The 19,680-nt window shown below is 38.8% G+C and carries 13 protein-coding genes; all 13 read right to left on the bottom strand.

Going from position 1 to position 19,680, the window contains the following annotated elements; translation table 11 throughout:
• Positions 1-6 precede the first annotated feature (6 nt).
• The gene (locus KZP23_RS14535; RefSeq protein ID WP_226332515.1) at positions 7-2,733 is read right to left on the bottom strand and encodes a TonB-dependent receptor domain-containing protein; all 2,727 of its coding nucleotides are present in this window, start codon (positions 2,731-2,733) and stop codon (positions 7-9) included.
• Between the two features lie 36 nt (positions 2,734-2,769).
• Positions 2,770-3,504, bottom strand: coding sequence for a hypothetical protein (locus KZP23_RS14530; protein ID WP_226332514.1), 735 nt, complete (start codon positions 3,502-3,504; stop codon positions 2,770-2,772).
• Positions 3,505-3,672: 168 nt separating this feature from the next.
• The gene (locus KZP23_RS14525; protein ID WP_226332513.1) at positions 3,673-4,722 is read right to left on the bottom strand and encodes an alginate O-acetyltransferase AlgX-related protein; all 1,050 of its coding nucleotides are present in this window, start codon (positions 4,720-4,722) and stop codon (positions 3,673-3,675) included.
• Between the two features lies 1 nt (position 4,723).
• A complete protein-coding gene (locus KZP23_RS14520) occupies positions 4,724-5,620 on the bottom strand; it encodes a hypothetical protein (RefSeq protein WP_226332512.1) in 897 nt (298 codons plus the stop codon).
• A 28-nt stretch (positions 5,621-5,648) separates the two neighbouring features.
• Complete coding sequence (locus KZP23_RS14515) at positions 5,649-7,133, bottom strand: MBOAT family O-acyltransferase (protein WP_226332511.1); 1,485 nt, start codon at positions 7,131-7,133, stop codon at positions 5,649-5,651.
• Positions 7,134-7,319: 186 nt separating this feature from the next.
• Positions 7,320-8,369, bottom strand: a complete 1,050-nt coding sequence (locus tag KZP23_RS14510) for a hypothetical protein (RefSeq protein WP_226332510.1) — start codon at positions 8,367-8,369, stop codon at positions 7,320-7,322.
• Positions 8,370-10,100: 1,731 nt separating this feature from the next.
• Positions 10,101-11,582 carry a Gfo/Idh/MocA family oxidoreductase gene (locus KZP23_RS14505; protein WP_226332509.1) on the bottom strand — a complete coding sequence of 494 codons (1,482 nt, stop codon included), beginning with the start codon at positions 11,580-11,582 and terminating at the stop codon, positions 10,101-10,103.
• Between the two features lie 367 nt (positions 11,583-11,949).
• The gene (gene pgl, locus KZP23_RS14500; protein WP_226332507.1) at positions 11,950-12,675 is read right to left on the bottom strand and encodes a 6-phosphogluconolactonase; all 726 of its coding nucleotides are present in this window, start codon (positions 12,673-12,675) and stop codon (positions 11,950-11,952) included.
• 14 nt (positions 12,676-12,689) lie between these two features.
• Positions 12,690-14,195: a glucose-6-phosphate dehydrogenase gene (zwf, locus tag KZP23_RS14495; RefSeq protein ID WP_226332506.1), complete on the bottom strand. Its 1,506-nt coding sequence runs from the start codon at positions 14,193-14,195 to the stop codon at positions 12,690-12,692.
• 38 nt (positions 14,196-14,233) lie between these two features.
• Positions 14,234-15,631, bottom strand: a complete 1,398-nt coding sequence (gene gndA / locus KZP23_RS14490; protein ID WP_226332505.1) for an NADP-dependent phosphogluconate dehydrogenase — start codon at positions 15,629-15,631, stop codon at positions 14,234-14,236.
• 18 nt (positions 15,632-15,649) lie between these two features.
• The gene (locus KZP23_RS14485; RefSeq protein WP_226332504.1) at positions 15,650-16,132 is read right to left on the bottom strand and encodes an RpiB/LacA/LacB family sugar-phosphate isomerase; all 483 of its coding nucleotides are present in this window, start codon (positions 16,130-16,132) and stop codon (positions 15,650-15,652) included.
• Positions 16,133-16,635: 503 nt separating this feature from the next.
• Positions 16,636-18,033, bottom strand: coding sequence for a PAS domain-containing protein (locus KZP23_RS14480; RefSeq protein ID WP_226332503.1), 1,398 nt, complete (start codon positions 18,031-18,033; stop codon positions 16,636-16,638).
• A 510-nt stretch (positions 18,034-18,543) separates the two neighbouring features.
• The gene (locus tag KZP23_RS14475; protein ID WP_226332502.1) at positions 18,544-19,665 is read right to left on the bottom strand and encodes an AEC family transporter; all 1,122 of its coding nucleotides are present in this window, start codon (positions 19,663-19,665) and stop codon (positions 18,544-18,546) included.
• Positions 19,666-19,680 lie beyond the last annotated feature (15 nt).

Genomic DNA, 19,680 nt, shown 5'->3' with positions numbered 1-19,680 from the left:
GTTGTTTTAAAATTTAAAATTATACGTAACATAGGGAATGGGCTGCGCAAAAATTGACAGCTGGTATCCTTTTAATATTCCATTTACAGGGGTATAGTACACCGAGTAAGGATTATCCCTTCCCAATACATTATAAACTCCCAATGACCAAGATGCATGAGCCAATTTCTTGACCTTGTGGCTTCCTTCCAGATTTAGGGCAAGGTCAATTCGAAAATAATCAGGGATACGATAAGCATTTCTATCTGAATAATAGACTTGTTCTGATCCATTATAGTAGAATTTGGCCACAGGTAATGTAATGGGACGTCCTGTACTATAATTAGCATTTATAGCTACATGGGCTCTCTTATTGAATTCATAATTGGCCACCAACATCAAGTCCTGCGGTTGGTCAAAATTACTGGGATACCAATTTCCGTCATTGACTTTTTCTGAAAATTCATCAGAAGCAGTTCTAAGTAATGACCTGGAAAAACTATAGCTAAACCATCCGTTAAGCCTCCCTGTTGGCTTTTTGATCATCAGTTCGAGTCCATAGGCTTTCCCTTCTGTATTGAGCACATCCTGCTCAATTTCATTATTAAGTAATAGCTCCGCTCCACTTCTATAATCAATCAGATTTTTCATCCTTCTGTGATAGACTTCTATGGAAGTTTCAAACATTCCCTGCGCCATATTTTTGTAAAAACCAATGGAAGCTTGTGCGCCCTGCTGGGGCCGGATAAACGAATCACTTAGTTTCCAGGTATCTGTAGGACTCACAGCAGAGGTATTGGTGAGTAAATGGATATATTGTCTTGTGGTATGGTATCCCGCTTTTAAAGAGGTAAAATTGTCCAAGCTATATCTGGCTGACAACCTGATTTCAGGTGCATGATAAGCTTCAATGATTTCATTATTGGCGAATGTCGCTTCTCCTACAATCGTGGACTCATTTTTTGGCAAGCCTGGTGAATATTGATAATGCTCATTTGGACCAAGGAAATTATAAAGCACATACCTAAGCCCATAATTGAAGCTGAGCTGTTCATTGACTTCAAAAAGGTCATTAATAAAAATGGCCGATTCGTTAGCCTTCTCTTTATTCACTGACATGGGAATGACAATTGAAGTCGTGCCTATGGCTTGTCTATTACCAGGACTAAGGCGATAGTAGATATTATCCCAACCAAAATTCAAGCTGTGCCGCTCATTAAAGTCATAGTCAAAATGCAGCTTGATATTGTATTGAGAAATATTAAAGTCAAAATCAAAAGCATTGAGATCATTTTCCCTCCCGGATATACCAAATCGGTAATGATCATAACCTATGATTATTTCACTTTCCAATCTTTTATTGAAATAATGGGTCCAATTGATATTGAGGTTTCTGTTACTATAATTGTACAGGGTGTCGACATCAAAATTGAAATTGTCTTGGCTCCAGTAAGAAGATAACTTCAGGATGTTTTTGTCATTTATATGGTGTTTCAAATTAAAATAGAAGTCATAAAAAGAGGCCCCTGCGGCATTCAGATCGGATTTGTCATTCACCAAATCCAACAGCCAATTGCTGTAGGTGGTCCTTCCACTGACGAGAAAACTGGTGTTTTTCCCTATAGGACCGTCTAAGGTCAATCTACTGGTCAACAGACCAATACCTCCTTTTCCGTGCAGCTTATCTTGATTCCCATATTTGCTGTGTATGTCCAAGACAGAAGAAAGCCGCCCTCCCAAATGTGCGGGCATTCCAGCTTTGTGCAACTCAACCATATCCACCATATCGGCATTAAAGGAAGAAAAAAAACCAAAAAAATGGGAAGGATTATAAATAGTGCTTTGGTCAAGCAAAATCAGGTTTTGGTCCGCAGCCCCTCCCCTGACATTAAAACCAACGCTGGATTCACCTACTGTCTTCACCCCAGGCAAGGTCAAAATACTTTTGATTACATCCACTTCACCCATAGTGGAAGGAAGTTTTTTCATGGATTCCACAGACAGCACCTCCACCCCCATTTCTGATCGCTTGATATTAGAAAGCCTATCTGAACTTACGACCACCTCATCCAAGGCAACAATGCTTTCATCAATTTGAAGGTGCAAGTTTCCATTTCCCAAAAGTTCTATTTGTCGCTGTTCCTGAAACTGTCCCAAATGCTGAATATACAGGGTATGGTGTCCCAAGGGCAGAGAAATACTAAAGCGGCCGTTCTTATCTGTAGCCACCCGGGTATCATTATTCTTTTCATTAATAACTGCTCCAAAAACGGGTTCTTTTGATTTAAGTCCATAAACAGTCCCTGTTAATACGGCCATTTCACCCATTTGCACAGGATGTGCAGCCCCGATACGCCATAATTTGTTTTTTGCATAAGCCCTGTCCAAGTAGTTTTCGTCATTTTGGATCTGTTCGTCCATACTCGTGACGTCCTTCTCAAAGAATCCATCGGAAAGTGCAGTATAAAATCCTTTGGAACGATGGACAAATACTCTCTTTTCTTTATCTATGGTATATCGGACTCCTGTATCCATAAAAATCAGGTCAAGAATATCTTCAAGATCATTTTTATAGGCGGAGATATTTACCTCTATATTGTTGATATCCTCTGTTTTGAAGAAAAACTGGTAGCCAGTCTCCTTCTCTATGACTTTGGTAAAACGGCTAAAGCTAATTCCCGAATATATCCCACTGACCTTTTCTCCTTGAGTTTCCTGAGAAAACCCCAAAAATGGCAAAAGATTGCATAACATACTAAAACACCATATGATCTTATAAGGCCTCATCACTTAGTCTTTCGATTCATTCGTCAAGTAGGCTTTCACAATAGTCACCAAACTCTCTGCTGTTTGCTTCTTAAACTTCAGTTGTTGCTCTTTGAGGGATTGGTTAAGCTGTTTCTTAGGAATATCCAAGACCAAAGCCAAATCCTTTTTTTTATTGATACGGTAAAACCTGTCTTTTTGCCTGATAAAAAAATGGGTTGTATGAATAAAAAAATACCGTTTGGTCTCTTTTGAATTTTGATCCTTTTTTAGTTCTTCAACTTTAATATGTTTGGCCAATACAGCTATATCCCCCTTCAGCAGTACCTCATAATACCCCCTTCTATGAAGGAAATATTCCTTATTTTCATTTGTTCTAATAAAACACCTGCCGTTTGCCAATGTAAATGAATTTACCCTTTGGGCATTTATGATTATTCTCTGATAGTTCCGAGGATGGAAAGTAACGAGCTGATCATCTTGAATATCATAATTCAACAGAATATTTTCATAATTAAGTCCATTTATCGTAATACTGCCTTTTTCAAAATCAGCTGATTCCAAATATGAAGTCCCTTCTATATGAAACGCCTTTCCAACAGCATATTGTCCGCCTGAATAGACCTCTTGAGGCTCTGGAATAAGTCCTAAATAAACGGCAACCAATGCTGGAGGTATAGTATCATTGACTTGGGAACATGCTGAATAAGATATTGCCAAACAATAAAGAAAAATACTGATCTGACAAAAACTCTTCATAACGGAATAAAATGGTAATACCCTATAAGTTAACCAGGAGATTTTTAAGAAAAAAGATGTATTGTATATACGGCAAGTGATTTTGTGCTGCCAAAACAATATTTTTCACCAATACTTGAGCATCCATAGGATATAAGGCTTCCATTACAAGCTGCCACCTACCCATTATTACTTCAGCCTACCTTCAGGACCCAGCCCTATCTTATTTTTCAAAAGCTCAGCTGCCAGACTCACCCCCTCTGCATTCCAATGCGTATCCTGTTTCTGATAATATTCTCCACCTCTCTCCAGCATTGCCTCTAATACTTTGATATGATGGATTCCAAGACTATCTAATCCCGCATGGATACCTTCAAGATATTGGGGCAAATCGGGTCTTTGAATATCCTCAAAATAAACAGTTTCCTTCAATGGCAAAGGCATCACAATCAATTCAATTCCATTTTGCTCACAATATTCCTGATAGCCCTTTAGGCTTTTTAAAGTTTGCAACCGACCATTTTCATCAAAGGGCCGATAAGCTTCCCCTTTATAAAAATACATATCCCCAATATTTGGATATTGGAGCTTTTCGTCCAATATTTTATGTTGAAAATAATGCACCCAATGCAGCCTGATTAGCTTGTCCCAAATCATATTAATTTGAGATGCATTTACCCATGCACTGATAGGAACCTTAATAGCGTCATATTTCCCTGATAGATACGGTACAAAAGGCTCAGGAAACATTTCTTCTACAAATTCATAGACCAATATATCAGGCTTTTCTATTAATCCTTTTTTCACCATGATATCCAAGGTCCTTAATGGAACAGGTGCCATATTGTATACCTTGATCCTATCACCGAATAACCTTGACAATTGCTTGGATAACAGTTCCGACTGATCTAAGCCCGTCCCTACAACAAAAGAATCGCCCAACAAAACAATATCCGGCTTTCCAATAAATTCATCATTTCTAAAACCATATTCATCGGTAATCCACTCATTCAGTGAGTAGCTTATCGAATCTACCCCGTCACTTAAATCTCCTCTCTCACACATTACCAGAGATTGACTTTGATAAAACTTACCATAGGTCAACAAGTCCTTATGATAAGAAATGCCTTCCCAAAACCTATAGGTCCAAAATGTATGGGGCAATACAAACACATCCACTATTCCCAACAACAGGGCTGGAATCATAAGAAGACCAATTTTCTTAAAAAATACTTTCATGCTACAATTGGCTATTAATCCACTGGCCTAGGTCTTTTGAAATTTTTCTTCCAGAATCCTGATAAAGATGAATCCCATCTGTATAAGTAAATTTCTCTGCTTGGCCACTATAATCCCTATAGGGAATTTGATATTTTTCACTTATTTCCTTCATCAATATGGGAAACTCAGGAAGTACCAAACGATCATATTTCATGATCTTAGGATGAGCAGGCATATATACCAATACCACTTTTCCGTGCTCTTTAAGCACCCTTATAGTCTTCTCCAGATAGTCTAGCCTGGTCTGTGACAACTGAAGGTTTTTATAACCATTTCTAAAATCCTTCAGTTTTTCCTGTATCCGATAATTTACCGTGGCAGTGTCCATGGGCAGCACCAATTCCAACCATCCACTTTCTCTGTGTAAGCGCTCATTGGCCGGTCTGAAATGCCGATGAATGATTTCATAATAAGACGGTCCAAACCAATGGAGCATATAAGCCAAATGAGGTTTAAAACTTTGATTGTCAAGCGCTGCTAAAGGCGAATCCTGTTCCGGGAAAAAACCGGGATCATTAGGATGTCTTCCTCCTTCTACCAATGCCCAGGGATCTGTCGTGACAATAAAAAGTCCATTTTTTTCATCTTGCTCCAATTTATCCATAATACTGTTTAGATAGACCGGTCCATAAGCAGAATAGCCTATCCCAAAGCTATAATTGTATAAATCCAATGCATCTGCCCCAAGGATTTCCTGGGTGATCAAGTCCGGTATCAATCCCTGCGCTGCCCTGGAGTTACCAACAATCAATGCACTTTTCTTTCCGGTGGTGAAGCGCATTCCAAATGGATCAGCATGGCCATCCTCTACTGCCCATATCGCCCAAAAGCTTAAGGTAATTGCCAGGGAAAACATAGCTGTTTTCAGTAAAAAACTACGCATCTCAAAATTGGAAATAAATGAATTCTTGCTCCTTGGTAGCAAATAGGAAAATCATCATCACAATACTATAGTAAAAACCATAACGTAAAATAGATGGCCAGCTAAAACCTACCTTTTGTATGGCAAAATCATTCTCCCTTCCTATCCATTCCAGCAAAATAAAGCACACAATCAAAATGGAGAACAAATAAATCCTTATATCCATTTGTGGCCAAGTAAAAAGTGAGGAAGACCATAAGCCATTTAAATAAATCCAAGCTTCAGATACAGACTTAGAGCGAAAAACCACCCAAGTCAATGTGACCAAAATAAAATTGGTCAACATTAAACTCAAATCTTTCCATTTTGGCCATAGCCTACCCTTTGCGGCGATTTCCATATGATGCTTGTGCTTATTATTTAACATCAAAGGCAAAAAAAACAGGGCATTTAATCCGCCCCAAAGTATAAAAGTCCAATTGGCACCATGCCACAGTCCAGAAACCAAAAATACAATAAAGACATTGCGCATGGTCCCCAACTTGCCTCCATAGCTTCCCCCCAAAGGGATATAGACATAGTCCCTAAACCAGCTGGAAAGGGATATATGCCACCTTCTCCAAAACTCGGCAATATCCCTAGAAAAGTAGGGATAGGCGAAATTCTTCATCAAATCAAACCCCAAAAGCCGACCTAGTCCTATTGCGATATCTGAATACCCCGAAAAATCCCCATAAATCTGAAAGCTAAAAAATACTGCCGCCAGTGCTAAATTGCTGGCCGGCTGATCTCCAGGATGGGCATATACTTGATCAACAAAAACAGCACAATTATCCGCAATGACCATTTTCTTGAACAAACCCCAAAGAATCTGTCGCATCCCATCCATCGCCTTGCTATAAGCAAAGGATCTTTTCTGCATAAATTGGGGCAATAAATGTTTTGCTCGCTCAATGGGACCAGCCACCAGTTGAGGAAAAAAGCTCACATAAGCAAAAAAAGCAATGATATCTTGCGTGGGCTTCATCTTGCCCCTGTAGATATCCAATGTATAACTCATGGTCTGAAAAGTATAAAAACTAATCCCAATGGGCAGGATCAATTGAAGGGAATAATCATTGGCTTGAAAGCCCAAACTACTGATCAAGTCACTGGCAGATCCAACGAAAAAATTGAAATATTTAAAAAAACCCAATACGCCCAAATTAAAGACTAGGCTAATGCTCAAGTATTTTTTTCTACCTAAAAACCATGAAAAAACAGCTTTAGGAGCTTCACTGCCAGTTTCAGAATCCTTAAACCCGGCCAATTTTAATCCACAAATATAATCCACCAGTGAACTGGCTGCTATCAAACCCAAAAACCGCCAATCCCACCAGCCATAAAAAAGATAACTGGCCAAAAGCAAAAAAGCATTTTGGGCTCTGAGGTTCTTCTGGAAAACGAACCAATAAAGTAAAAATACAATGGGGAAAAACACTAAAAACTCAATTGAATTAAAAAGCATATGAGGGACTGACTTATTGGTGAAACATTAAAAACAAATTTAAAATAATCAAATGGGATTATTTTAAAAAGTGGTACAATCATCTTATCGACCAATCTTAAAAATACGCCAATACAATTCCTCCGACTGAAAAGGCCTAAGCGCTAAAAGTAATTCATCATTTGTACAGTTCAGGAAACTGTTGGCTTACCAATAAACTTTTTCATCCATAACTTCTTCCCTCGCTTTTTCTAGTGGTTGATAAAAATTAACCCTTACATTTCCACAATAAGGTCTAATCATATCTTCTAAAAAGCCATCCTTGTTCTCTTCTATCTTAGCACTAAAATGAATATTTATTTCCTCGAGGTCTTTATGAATCAATAAATCAAGAATATGGTAAATATTCTGCTTATTGAAATTTACCAAGCTTATCTTTTTAACCTGCTCAAGGCTAAAAATAAATTGATAGGCTTCAGGCTTCTGGGCATTCAAAACCGTTATCTCCTCCAAAGTAATCCCCTTTTCAATATTCAAGTGTTCATTCGGCCATTTTATCTTTGGTCCCTCCTTAAGCCTTAGTTGCTTTAATTTGGGCAGTCTGGAAAATTTATTAAAGTCAGCTTCGCAATCTATCCTTCCATTAATTTCTAAAGCTTGTAAATTTTCTAAGGCTTCGATCCCTTTAAATACATCATAATCAAAACTGTTTAATTTATAGGACATCTCGATCCATAAATATGTAACATCTTTCATCTGATTGGGAAGAAATCCCTTAGCATGCATTGACAACTTCAACTCTCTGGACAACTGTCCCCATTTATTGGTATAATATGCAAAATCACTTTGTTTAAGTAAGAAAATTGACAATTCAGCAGCTTTCAACAGATCATCCAACTCATCCAAAACTCTTTCCAGATGAACTGAAAATTCTTCTTTTAAAATAAATTGGGATTCACCAGCTCCATTTTTGGTATATAGCACATGCGACTCCCCAAATTTCACATTTACCAATTCTTCGAGCACTGCTCCTTGATATTTGATGTCTCCATAAAAGTCCAAATGACAGTAGCCACGAGGAATACTACCCAAAATCCTTTTTATTTTTGCCCTGATCATATTGGACCTGAAGATCAAAAGATATATATCTCCGTCCTGCTGAAGATCTTCAGGCATAGAAAAAGGGAATTCCTCCACTTTGTCAGCTTTTATCTTTTTAATAATAAAATCACTCAATCTTTGAAACAATGTACTCATATCCAAATCATTAATACGCTTTGTTAAACAAATATTAATCAAAAGAATGGCGACAAAAAATACCTTAAAAGGACATTTGTATGCCTCAATCAAAATAGGCGTCCAACATACATTATGCTGCTGTTACGTATCAATTTTATCAAACAAATGCCCAACAAATTTACCTGACTGCACTATAGAACAATGAATATACCTAAAATCGTAATCCTAAGTAGGTACAGCGTCATTATTTGTAATCAAATTGAAATGGAAACACCTAAGACTAAAAAACAACAAAAATCTAACCAAAAAATGACCACATTCAGGACCATACTTTAAAGTCAGCAAGTAAAAACCAACAAAAGGTAATTACAATTCTATTTACGCTTACTTTACCAAAATTTATTTTATTAAAACTGAGTATCCGGAATAGCACCAGTACAGGTTTCCATTCTAAACCCTCCCACAATAAGCACAGGACCTATCAGAGTTGGTGGTTTAAATTGTCAAAACGGATAATCTTTTAAATTCCTCATTAGACATTAACCAAAAAACTGCCCAGGCCATTGCAGAACTTATATACCAAAATAAGCTTAGCTAGATTCTTCAGGTCATGAGAGAAAATAAAAAAGCTACGAGACAAAGTCTCATAGCTTTAGTCAATTAAACAATAAACCCATTTGTAAGTTGGGACCACATTCCTATAAACAAAATGGTTAAGGACTTCAACTAATAACCTTCCAGTTTGATCTAGGATAAGACGCCAATCCTATGGTCCCACATTCAACTCACTTTCCCTATAAATATAAGTAATTTTATCCTACAGACACACACTTATTATATATATTTTATTTATTAAACATAAGTTAAACTATTTTTTTATTTATCATTTCACTAATCAAACAAATTATATATGTACTTTCTTCTAAATATTCACCCAATTCAATAAAAACAACACTTTAACCAAATATCCCTACTGTCCATAAATGATCAAATCATGTTCGGTTTTAAAACATAAAAATTAAGTTTTCTTCCTTCAATACAGTTAAAAGCGCTTGGCATCATTTTAGGAAGTCCATTGGCAACATATCTAATATAAAACATGAATCTATTTCTTAATCTGGTTCTTTGGACCCTACTTTTCGTGCTTTGCTGGCCTTTGGCTTTGTTATTAATCCTTCTTTATCCCGTAGTTTGGTTGATCCTGTTTCCTTTTAGATTATTGGGTTGGGGAATAGACTTAAGCCTCTCGCTAATCAGGAATATATTCATGCTGCCATTTAGGGCCATCAAATAAGCTATATAACAAAAACCATCGGACGATGAGTACTATAAGAAAACACCCCTAATTACTGATGGAAGTAGAGATCTTGACGAAGAAATGACGTTCAAAAAAGTTAAAGAAATACCACTTGCAATTATCAATCACAAAAGCAAAATGCACCTTAAAAAATGGTCAAAGGAATTCGGTTATCTATAAAAGAATAAAACCTGCCAGGTTTAATACGCACCAAGATTCAATCATTTCCTTGTGTCCGTTCTTTTTAAACCTGACAGGTTTATATCCCTATTTAAACATTGCAAACCAGGGTCAATCCAAATTTGTTCTTTACTTGTTGACTAAATGAATCCAATCGCAAATCACCTAATCCCTGTTTACAATTACCTATTCCTTAGAGGAAAAACACTTTTTGGAGGGATTTTGGTAAGATACTAGCATGAAACGTTCTCCTAACTATTCATTTATAATAATTACACCTTATAATAATCTTCCCAACCTTTTCTTGGGGGCTCTCCTACCAAAAGATCATTGGCCAGGGCATTATTGGTGATCACTTTTTTCTTTCTATCAAACTTCAATTTGGTATCCAATCGCTGCGCCAAGGTTCCAAGTGTAAACACCTGACTCAATGGACCCGTCACCTCAAATGGAGACCTTGTTTTTTCTTCTCCCTTGCAGGCAAATAAGAAATTTTCGAAGTGATTAGAAGGGCTTTCTGGCACCTCTGGAAGTTTGCCGGCCATGTCTTTGGCGGCTTCTTCAGGGATGATAGAAAGTGTGCTGGAATGCGATCCTCCTTTGAAGGTCAAATCCTTACCGTAAATAATTTTACCAGGGTTTAATTTAGATGGCTGAATTTTCCCATTACTTGCAGCAGGAATATTGGCATCCAATTCAGAACTGCCATATCCTTCAGGAACTTCTGGGACATTGTCCACCCCATCATACCAGGTGACAGTAAGCTTAGGATGCTTGCCACGCTTAGGGAATTTAAAAGCTAAAGTAGTGGATTGGGGATAAAACAGCTTATTGTAGCCTTGGATTTTCACGGGATCCACTTCATAAGGTAATCCCAAGTCCAAGAATTGGTGGAAGGCATCCATGATATGTGCTCCCCAATCCCCTAAAGCTCCCATTCCGAAATCATACCAACATCTCCATTGGCCATTGATAAAGTCTTTATTATAATCATGATGCTGGGCAGTAGTTAACCATATATCCCAATCTAAAGTCGAAGGAATGGGTTCAGCGGCAGGAAAACTGCTCATATTGGTATCCCAACCATGCCATCTTCTTGCACTGTTCATATGACAGGTGATTTTTTTCACATCCTTTATGATTCCTGCATCCACCCATGATTTAAACTGGAAATAATTGGCCCCTGAATGTCCTTGATTGCCCATTTGGGTAACCACACCATACTTCTCAGCCGCTTTCATCAATAATTCAATTTCATTGAAGGTTCGTGCCAGTGGTTTTTCCACATAAACACCCTTTCCTTCTGCCATCGCATGCATGGTGATCGGGAAATGTGAAAAATCTGGCGTTCCCACGGTCACAGCATCGAATTCCCCTCCTACTTTATCAAACATCTCTCTAAAATCCTGAAACCTATGCGCCTTAGGATGCTTATTCATTTGGTCCAAAGTGTGCTTTGCTCCCATATCTACATCACACAGGGCCACCACATTGGCCATTCCAGTATTATGGATCGCATCCATTACCTGCGCTCCACGATTCCCTATTCCTATGCATGCCAGGTTCACCTTATCACTGGGCACTACGGAGCCCCTTTTGATCAACTCCCCTGTTTTGCTTCTTATTTCGGGTTTAGCAAAAAGCACATGACTAGGAACAATACTTACTGCTCCAAAGGCCAAAGCCCCTGCTTTTAAAAATTTCCTTCTTACGTTTTTCTCTTTGGAACTTGGTTTACTAAAATCTTTCTTCATGATTTTTGGTTTAAGATCAATCCCTTTCCTTTTAAAAAGACCTGAGATTTATTTAGTGGTTTATTGTTATAAAATTCTGGTTTAATAGCTTAGTTTAAATCAAGCCAATAGCTCAGTCCTTCAACCAGTACCTCTTATTAATTTTACAAATAAAGGAATAGCCAAATATCAAAACTGTCTTCATGCTCATATCCTAACATATAAAAAGAAAACCGAAGCTTGGTTGTTAACTAATTTTAAAACTAATGATTCTTCGGTAATAATTGCAAAAAACTTATACCAATAGAAAGTAAAATATACAAATGGTTATAAATGCAAAAAAGGAGACCACCGTCTCCTTTTTAACAATTATTTTAGAAATCTCTGTTTACCTACCCTTCAGTTTGGAAGCCGCAGCCTCATCTGCTAACCATAATAATTCACCATTCACCGGTTTGATCAGCTGTGATGGATATAGTTGGTAATTTGGTTCCCCTTCCAGCACTTGGTATAATGCATTAGATTTATTATCCCCAAAAACAAAAAACACAATCTTTTTGGCTTTATTGATCAAAGGGGCTGTCAGGGTAATTCTATAGATATCCTTTGCTTGCAAAAAATATCCTTCTACCCATTTCTGATTTTCTTCCAAAACCTTGGTACCAGGAAATAAGGATGCTGTATGTCCATCATCTCCCATACCCAACAGTATCAAATCAAAAACACCTTCTTCTCCTAACACCTTCTTCAAATACCCTTCATATTCAGCTGCCCTTGCTTCAGGCGTGATACCTGCTGCCCACATTGGATAGATATTTTCCTTAGGAACAGGAACGTGGTCCAACAAGGTATTAAAGGCCATTCCGGCATTGCTCTGCTCATCTTCCAAAGGCACCCATCTTTCATCCCCCCAAAAAACAAATACCTTATCCCAGTCTACCTGGCTTTTGTATTGTTCCTCAGCAAGCAATTTGTACAATTGAACTGGAGAACTCCCTCCTGTAAGTGCTACCGTAAACTTACCTTTTTCTTCAATAGCCACCTTTGCCGAATTAACAAATAATTTGGCTGCTACTTCTCCAAGCGCTGCCGGATCTTTATGAATATTGATCATTTTAAGCATTGTTTTTAATCTTTCTGAAGGCTGGTTGCCCAAACATGTCCGTCCTTGGCAATCAGAGCTTCTGCATTTTCAGGTCCCCAAGCTCCGGCGGCATAATTAGGAAAGTCCAATGAAGGTCTTTTCTCCCAAACTTCCAATATGGAGCTGATCACATCCCAAGCCTCTTCTACTTGGTCAGAACGCATAAACAAGGTAGGATCCCCTCTCATTGCATCCAACAATAAGGTTTCATAGGCTTCTGGTGTTTGCGTGCTACAAGCATCATAATCATAGATCATGTCTGCCTGGTTAAGATTCATCTCCAAACCGTGCTGCTTGACCGTAAACCTTAGTCGGATATCCATCTGGGGCTGTAGGTTAATGGTCAACCTATTGGGCATCACACTGTCTCCTTGCTCCTTGGAGAAGGTAGAATGTGGTACTGGTCTAAACTGTATGGTCACGGAGGAAGTCTTTACGGGCATTCTCTTTCCAGTCCTTAAGTAGAAAGGAACCCCCTGCCATCTCCAGTTGTCCAAGTAAAACTTGATCGCAGCATAGGTTTCTGTTCCTGACTTTGGATCAACACCATTTTCTTCTCTATATCCAGGTACTTTTTTCCCCTCCACCCAACCAGGGCCATATTGTCCTCTAACGGCAAATTTATGCACTTCCTCAGGATTGATCCTTCTTACAGCACGAAGCACATCCGCTTTTCTATTCCGGATTTCTTCTGCCTCAAAAGAGATCGGTGCTTCCATGGCCACCATACAGAGAATCTGCAAAAGGTGGTTTTGAATCATGTCCCGAAGGGCACCAGAGCCTTCATAATAACCTCCCCGATCTTCTACACCTACTTGTTCGGCTACGGTTATTTGTACATAATCGATATAATTCCTGTTCCAAAGCGGCTCAAACAAGGCATTGGCAAACCTAAAGGCAAGAATATTCTGCACAGTCTCCTTACCCAAATAATGGTCTATTCGGTATATCTGTTCCTCCTTGAAGGTCCTACGCAGCATGTCGTTCAGCTCAATGGCCGTTTCCTTATTGGTCCCAAATGGTTTTTCAATAATGATTCTGTCCTTCAGATCATCACAGGCCAAACCAGAAACACTCAAATTGGTGGTTACACTTTCGATGAACCTAGGAGCAACTGAAAGATAAAACAGCCTATTTGCCCTTACACCCCATTCCTGATCAATTTGGTCCATTTTCTTGGCCAAATCCTCATATGAACCCTGATCATTTATATTGGACTGGAAATAACTTATGGCAGGATTGAATTTTTCCCAACTCTCCTTTTCTGGCTTTCCATTTCTGGAAAACTCCACCAATCCATCAAAAAGTCTCTTTTTGTAGGCTTCATCATCCAACTCGGTTCTTCCCAAACCGATAATAGCAAATTTGCTCGGCATCCACCCATCAAGGAACAGATTGTAAAAAGCTGGTACCAGCTTTCGCTTGGCCAGATCACCTGTACCTCCGAAAATTACAATAATGGTCGGGTCTGCCTTTTTCGTTGTTTTCATTTTTTAATTCTTTAGATTAATCCCTCAGCTCGACTTCCTTATTCCCACTGCGCGTGGAATACCCCTTCTTTGTCAATGCGCTCAAACTGATGGGCGCCAAAGAAATCTCTCTGAGCTTGGATTACATTTGTCGGTAAAATCTCACTTCGGTAAGAATCAAAATATCCTAATGAAGCCATATAAGCAGGAGCAGGAACACCCTGGTCCACAGCCATTTTCACTAGTTCTCTTATATCTTTTTGCTTATCCATTAAACTCTGGCCGATGTTTTTGTCCAACAACAAATTAGGCAAGTCAGCATTTCTACTGTAAGCCTGTCTGAAGTCTTCCAAACATACAGCTCTAATGATACATCCTCCACGCCAGATCTTGGCTACTTCCTCCAAGTTCAATCCATAATCGTACTCCTTGGAGGCGATGCTTAGCTGAGCCATCCCTTGCGCATAGGTAGTAATCATGGCAAAGTAAAAAGCATTTTTCAACATATCCAAAGAAGCATCCTTTTCAACTGCCGGATTCCACAATAAAGTTTTGCTGGCACTTTCCCTTTCTTCTTTATATTTAGAGATATCTCTCATTAAGACCGCCACATCGATAACCGGAACAGGCGCCTGCAAATCCATGGCATTCTGAGATGTCCATTTACCTGTACCTTTTGATCGGGCACGGTCAGATATCAAGCTTACCAAGTGCTTCCCAGTGGTTTCATCCACCTTCTTAAGCAATTTAGCGGTTATTTCAACCAAGAAAGACTGCAATTCACTTTGGTTCCAGGCTTCAAAGGCTTCTTGGATCTTTGCATCATCCAGCCCCAAACCTCTCTTCATGAGATCATAGGTCTCTGCAATCAGCTGCATGATGCCATATTCGATACCATTATGCACCATCTTCACATAGTTTCCTGCAGATCCCCTGCCCAAATAGGTCACACACGGTTCTCCATCCACTTTAGCTGCAATGGCTTCAAAAACAGGCCTTAGTCTTTCATACGCTTCAGCATCGCCACCCGGCATCATACTAGGACCAAACCTGGCTCCTTTCTCACCGCCAGAAATCCCCATCCCAAAGAAATGGATACCTTTTTCGGCCAATTCTTTAAACCTTCTGTCCGTGTCTGGGAAATAAGAATTTCCTCCATCCACCACGATATCCCCTTGATCCATAAATGGCAACAATGAAGCAATGGCAGCATCCACGGGCTTTCCTGCCGGCACCAAAAGCATGATGGCTTTTGGGTTTTTAAGCGATTTGATAAAATCCTCGGCAGCAGTAAATCCCTTTACCTGATGGCCCTTGGCGGCTTCTTTTTCGAGCGAAAGTGCTTTTTCTTCATCCAGATCAAGTCCAGCCACTGCAAAACCATGATCTGCCATATTAAGCAGTAAATTCCTGCCCATCACACCTAAGCCTACTATACCAAAGTCATATTGTCCCATTTCTTTTAATCTTTACTATTATTTTTTAGGTTCTTCTTTTTTAGTCAATTGGCCAAAAGCCTTTTCCAATTCATCCACTTTATTGAGACGTCTTTGAAATCTTTCCTTCTCCACATACTCCGACTGAATAAACACCGCCACTAATTCCTTGATCAAAGCCGGGCCAATCACTCTGCCACCAAGACACATTAAATTCATATTATCATGCTCCACCCCTTGATGGGCAGAATATGGTTCGGTAATCAAAGCTGCTCTCACCCCTGGCACCTTATTGGCCGCCACGGAAACACCAACCCCACTCCCACAAATAGCTATGCCTTTCTTCACTTCTCCTTTTGCAATGGCCAAGGCCAATGGTTTTACCACATCCGGATAATCATCTGTTTCATCAAATTCGTGAGCACCAAAATCAATCACCTCAAGCCCACTATCTTTCAGAAATCGTAAGATTTGTTGTTTTTGGTCAAATCCACCATGATCAGCAGCTATTCCTAATTTCATCTCATTTGTGTTTTTGGATGCCAATACATTTCATTGAACACCCGATTGTCCTTTATTCTAAAGAAGCCCAAAAATAGGCTTTTTTTAATTTAATCTTAAAACGCTAGTACCTGTTAAGCCTTCAAACTCCGAATTAATCATCCATTTAGTAATATCAGATAAGATACACTTCCTATCCATTCCCTACTTAACGGAAATACCCTGCCCATACTCTTATTGACATCAGATATCAGTCTTATTTTTCATGCCTATTTCCCCTGTATAAAGAGGCTAAAACATCATATAGGAAGATGAATAATACAAAGCCTTGGCAAAACTAAAAAATACAGGCGGAAAGTCCGAGAATTTGCAATGAATTAGCTCAACATTTAGAAAATAATTAACAAATAGGCTTTTCACTGATCTAAAATAAAAACCCAAATAAACTTAGTCCTACTAAACCTATAGCCCAGTTACTTACCAATTTCTGGAATGGTCAAAGAAAAATTATCCAATATCACTCCCTAAAATAAATCCTTTCGCTGATCAATCAAGGGATTGAAATCAAAATGAAGTAATGCATTGGCTTCCCTTTGATCACTATAAGCATGATTTATTTCACTTAAAAATGAATCTAATTCATTGGTAACTTCCTGTAATTTAGCAGAAAGATCTACTAATTCCCTTTCGGATAAATCACTACTACTAATCATATTGGCCAAGCCCAAAATGGATGCAATAGGTTTTCGGATGACATGGGAGATATCAAACAATATTTGCTCTGTTGTATTGATATAATTTGCGATAGGAGTAATATCATGACTTGTCCCATACCAGATTATTTTTCCATTCTTACTTTTCTCAGGAAGTGCTTTTAACCATCTCCATCGAATTTCATGGTTCACCTCTATCCTATATTGGATACTTAGTAATGTATTTGAATGGTATGCCGACTTCATCGCTTCTATGAAAGGGACCCTATCTTCTTCATGTAAAGCCTCTCTAAACTTCCTTGAGCTCTTGATTAAATCTCCCATATCAAAGGAATAACTATGATCGTCAGCTCCCTGGTTGGCAAAAAGAATATTGACATGTTCAGTCTCATCAATTTCAAACATATAGGTGTTGCATGGAGCCTGGTTTGTGATTTTTCTAAGTACCTGTTCATTTTCCCGTACTTTCTGGCTATCCCTCCACTGCTCTATAAACAGCCCAATAATACTGGAAAGTATATTGATCAGCCTTGTTTCTTCAAAAAGGAACACAGAACCACCAAAAAGAGGCACTTCATGCAGATAACCTACTTCAATAAACCCAATTTTCCCTTCTTTGACCTTTATATCTGCCCGCATCATCCACTCCGTTTCCTTGAAATTTTTACTGGCAAAAACCTCCCCACTGGTTAATTCTATTCTCGCTATGGTCGCATCAGGGAATCTCCACCCCTTACATATGGCCGGCAAACAATTGGCTATGGCTTCATTGATTTCAGAAAACTTAAACAGGGCATCTATTACATTCAATATGGCCAACTGTTCCTTTACCCGCTCTTTTACCTGATCTTTGAGTTCATTCACAAGCCTATCATCACTTATCAAAATCTGAAATGAAAAAACGAACCTATTTTTTCCTTTAGACTTGATACTAGAAGAGGAAATTCTTGTATAAACCTCCGAACCATCTCTCAACTTGATCATATAATCGCTACGTGTATTGAGACCTTTATAGAAGTTGATAAATGATTGAGCAAAAGAAACCTGTAAAGGAGCCAATAACTCCAGTATACTTACTCCTGTTAATACATGGCCATCGTTTATATTTAAAAACTTCCGGGCACTTTCATTCATTATCTCAATTTCCCCCTCTTCATTGGAAATAATTAATGGGATTGGAGCATCATAAAACAGTTTTTTATAATCCATATTGATCTATTATAAAACCAGCATCACACGCATAGCTAAGATATTCATTGAAGCCCATGTATACAAGTACCTGTATGCAATCTGCAACGCATAAATTATAGGATATTCTCTTCTGTAATAAAGCAACCATAAAAGGCACACCAAGAAAAAAACAAAAAAGATTCTTTCATCGCATGATCCATTTACTGGTTAATGCAACATTCAGCTGACATAGATCAAGAAAAACAGAAACCTATTCCCGAAAATCGGTTTCCAGAGCTTCAATTGGCCTTTTAGATTTTGAAATTTAGTTTTGAGACAGTTTTACTTTAACTCACAAGATCTCTTCTTTTAAAAAAAATGCCCCAAACTATGCCTTTCAACTCCCCCAAAACCACGCTAGAAAACCAAAAACTCTATACAAAAAACCAAGCCCCCTAAAAAAGTAAAAGCCCCGCACACGCGAGGCTTTTGCCAACCCACAAAATAACAACATTCAACTATATAACTTATTCTGAAATAAGCACTTGTTTATTCACTTTCCTCTTCGGAAAGCTTATAACTTCCGACATTCGACTTTTTGACCAGCTGAACCACCACAGGAATTGCTGCCAAGCCCATCAATGTCGCTCCTCCTAATAAAATATGATAGGGGTTTACAAAATAACTGCCCGAGCTAAACACCCCCAGGATTACCAGGGTACTGAAAGGCAAGGATACGGCAAGTATATTCAAGCCAAGCCCCATATCAAAAGTCTCCTCATGAACTGCCTTATTATCCAGTTTTTCCATTCCTGAAACAGCTGACATATGCGCATAAGGCCAGAAACTACAGGCACTTTGTGGAAAAACTACTGCCAGCAATATGGCCGCTTCATTGGGCATAGGCACGAGCATAACCAGTAAACCACTGATGATAAAGGTGATCCCAGCCCTAAACGATAGCAAAGCCACAATCATTTTCAGTTGGTCCCACTTCAGAACCGCAGCCACTCCAATGAATATCAGGATAAGCGGAGTCATCAGGTTTTTCATTTGAATGATCGCTTCACTGAGGAACAAGGGCAGACTCTCTAAAGTAAAACCAAAGCCCAACAATATAATCGCCACAATCATGACCATGTTAATGGGCTCATTGAGCATGGATAGCAAGAGTCCCTTGATCTTTTGGTTCCCACTATGACTGACCGACTTATTGGCTTTATAGTACCAACTCATGGCGAGCAAATAGGTCAAAATCAACACAAAAACCTTATTCCCAATATCTGCCAATGCCCCCATCGCCAGAGCCTCATCTCCCAAGTATTCCACCAAAAAGGGGAAACAGGAAAGTCCAGGGGCCAAAGAAGGTAAAAGCATCATCAAGGTACGCATAGTTGGGCTATCATTATCAATCCCATATAATGGCAGTACATACTTACTCACCCCCAACATAACCAGGTTAAATATCAAAGCCAAGACAGGCAAGAACAAAAGATCCGGCTGTATCTCTATCTTCAGCAAGGCCACAAAAATGATTGCAGGCAAGGCTATATTAAGAATGATGATCTTCAGTCCTTTTTTGTGCTCTTCTTTATTCAGTTTACTCTTTAGAAAAAAACCTATACCTATGAGTAATAGTAGAGATAGGGTTTTTTGTATAGCTATGCTCATGATAGACTAATTTTT

The sequence above is a fragment of the Echinicola marina genome (assembly GCF_020463795.1).
Taxonomy (GTDB): Bacteria; Bacteroidota; Bacteroidia; order Cytophagales; family Cyclobacteriaceae; genus Echinicola; species Echinicola marina.
Note: the sequence above shows the minus strand (reverse complement) of the source record. Positions and strands in the feature narration are given on the sequence as shown.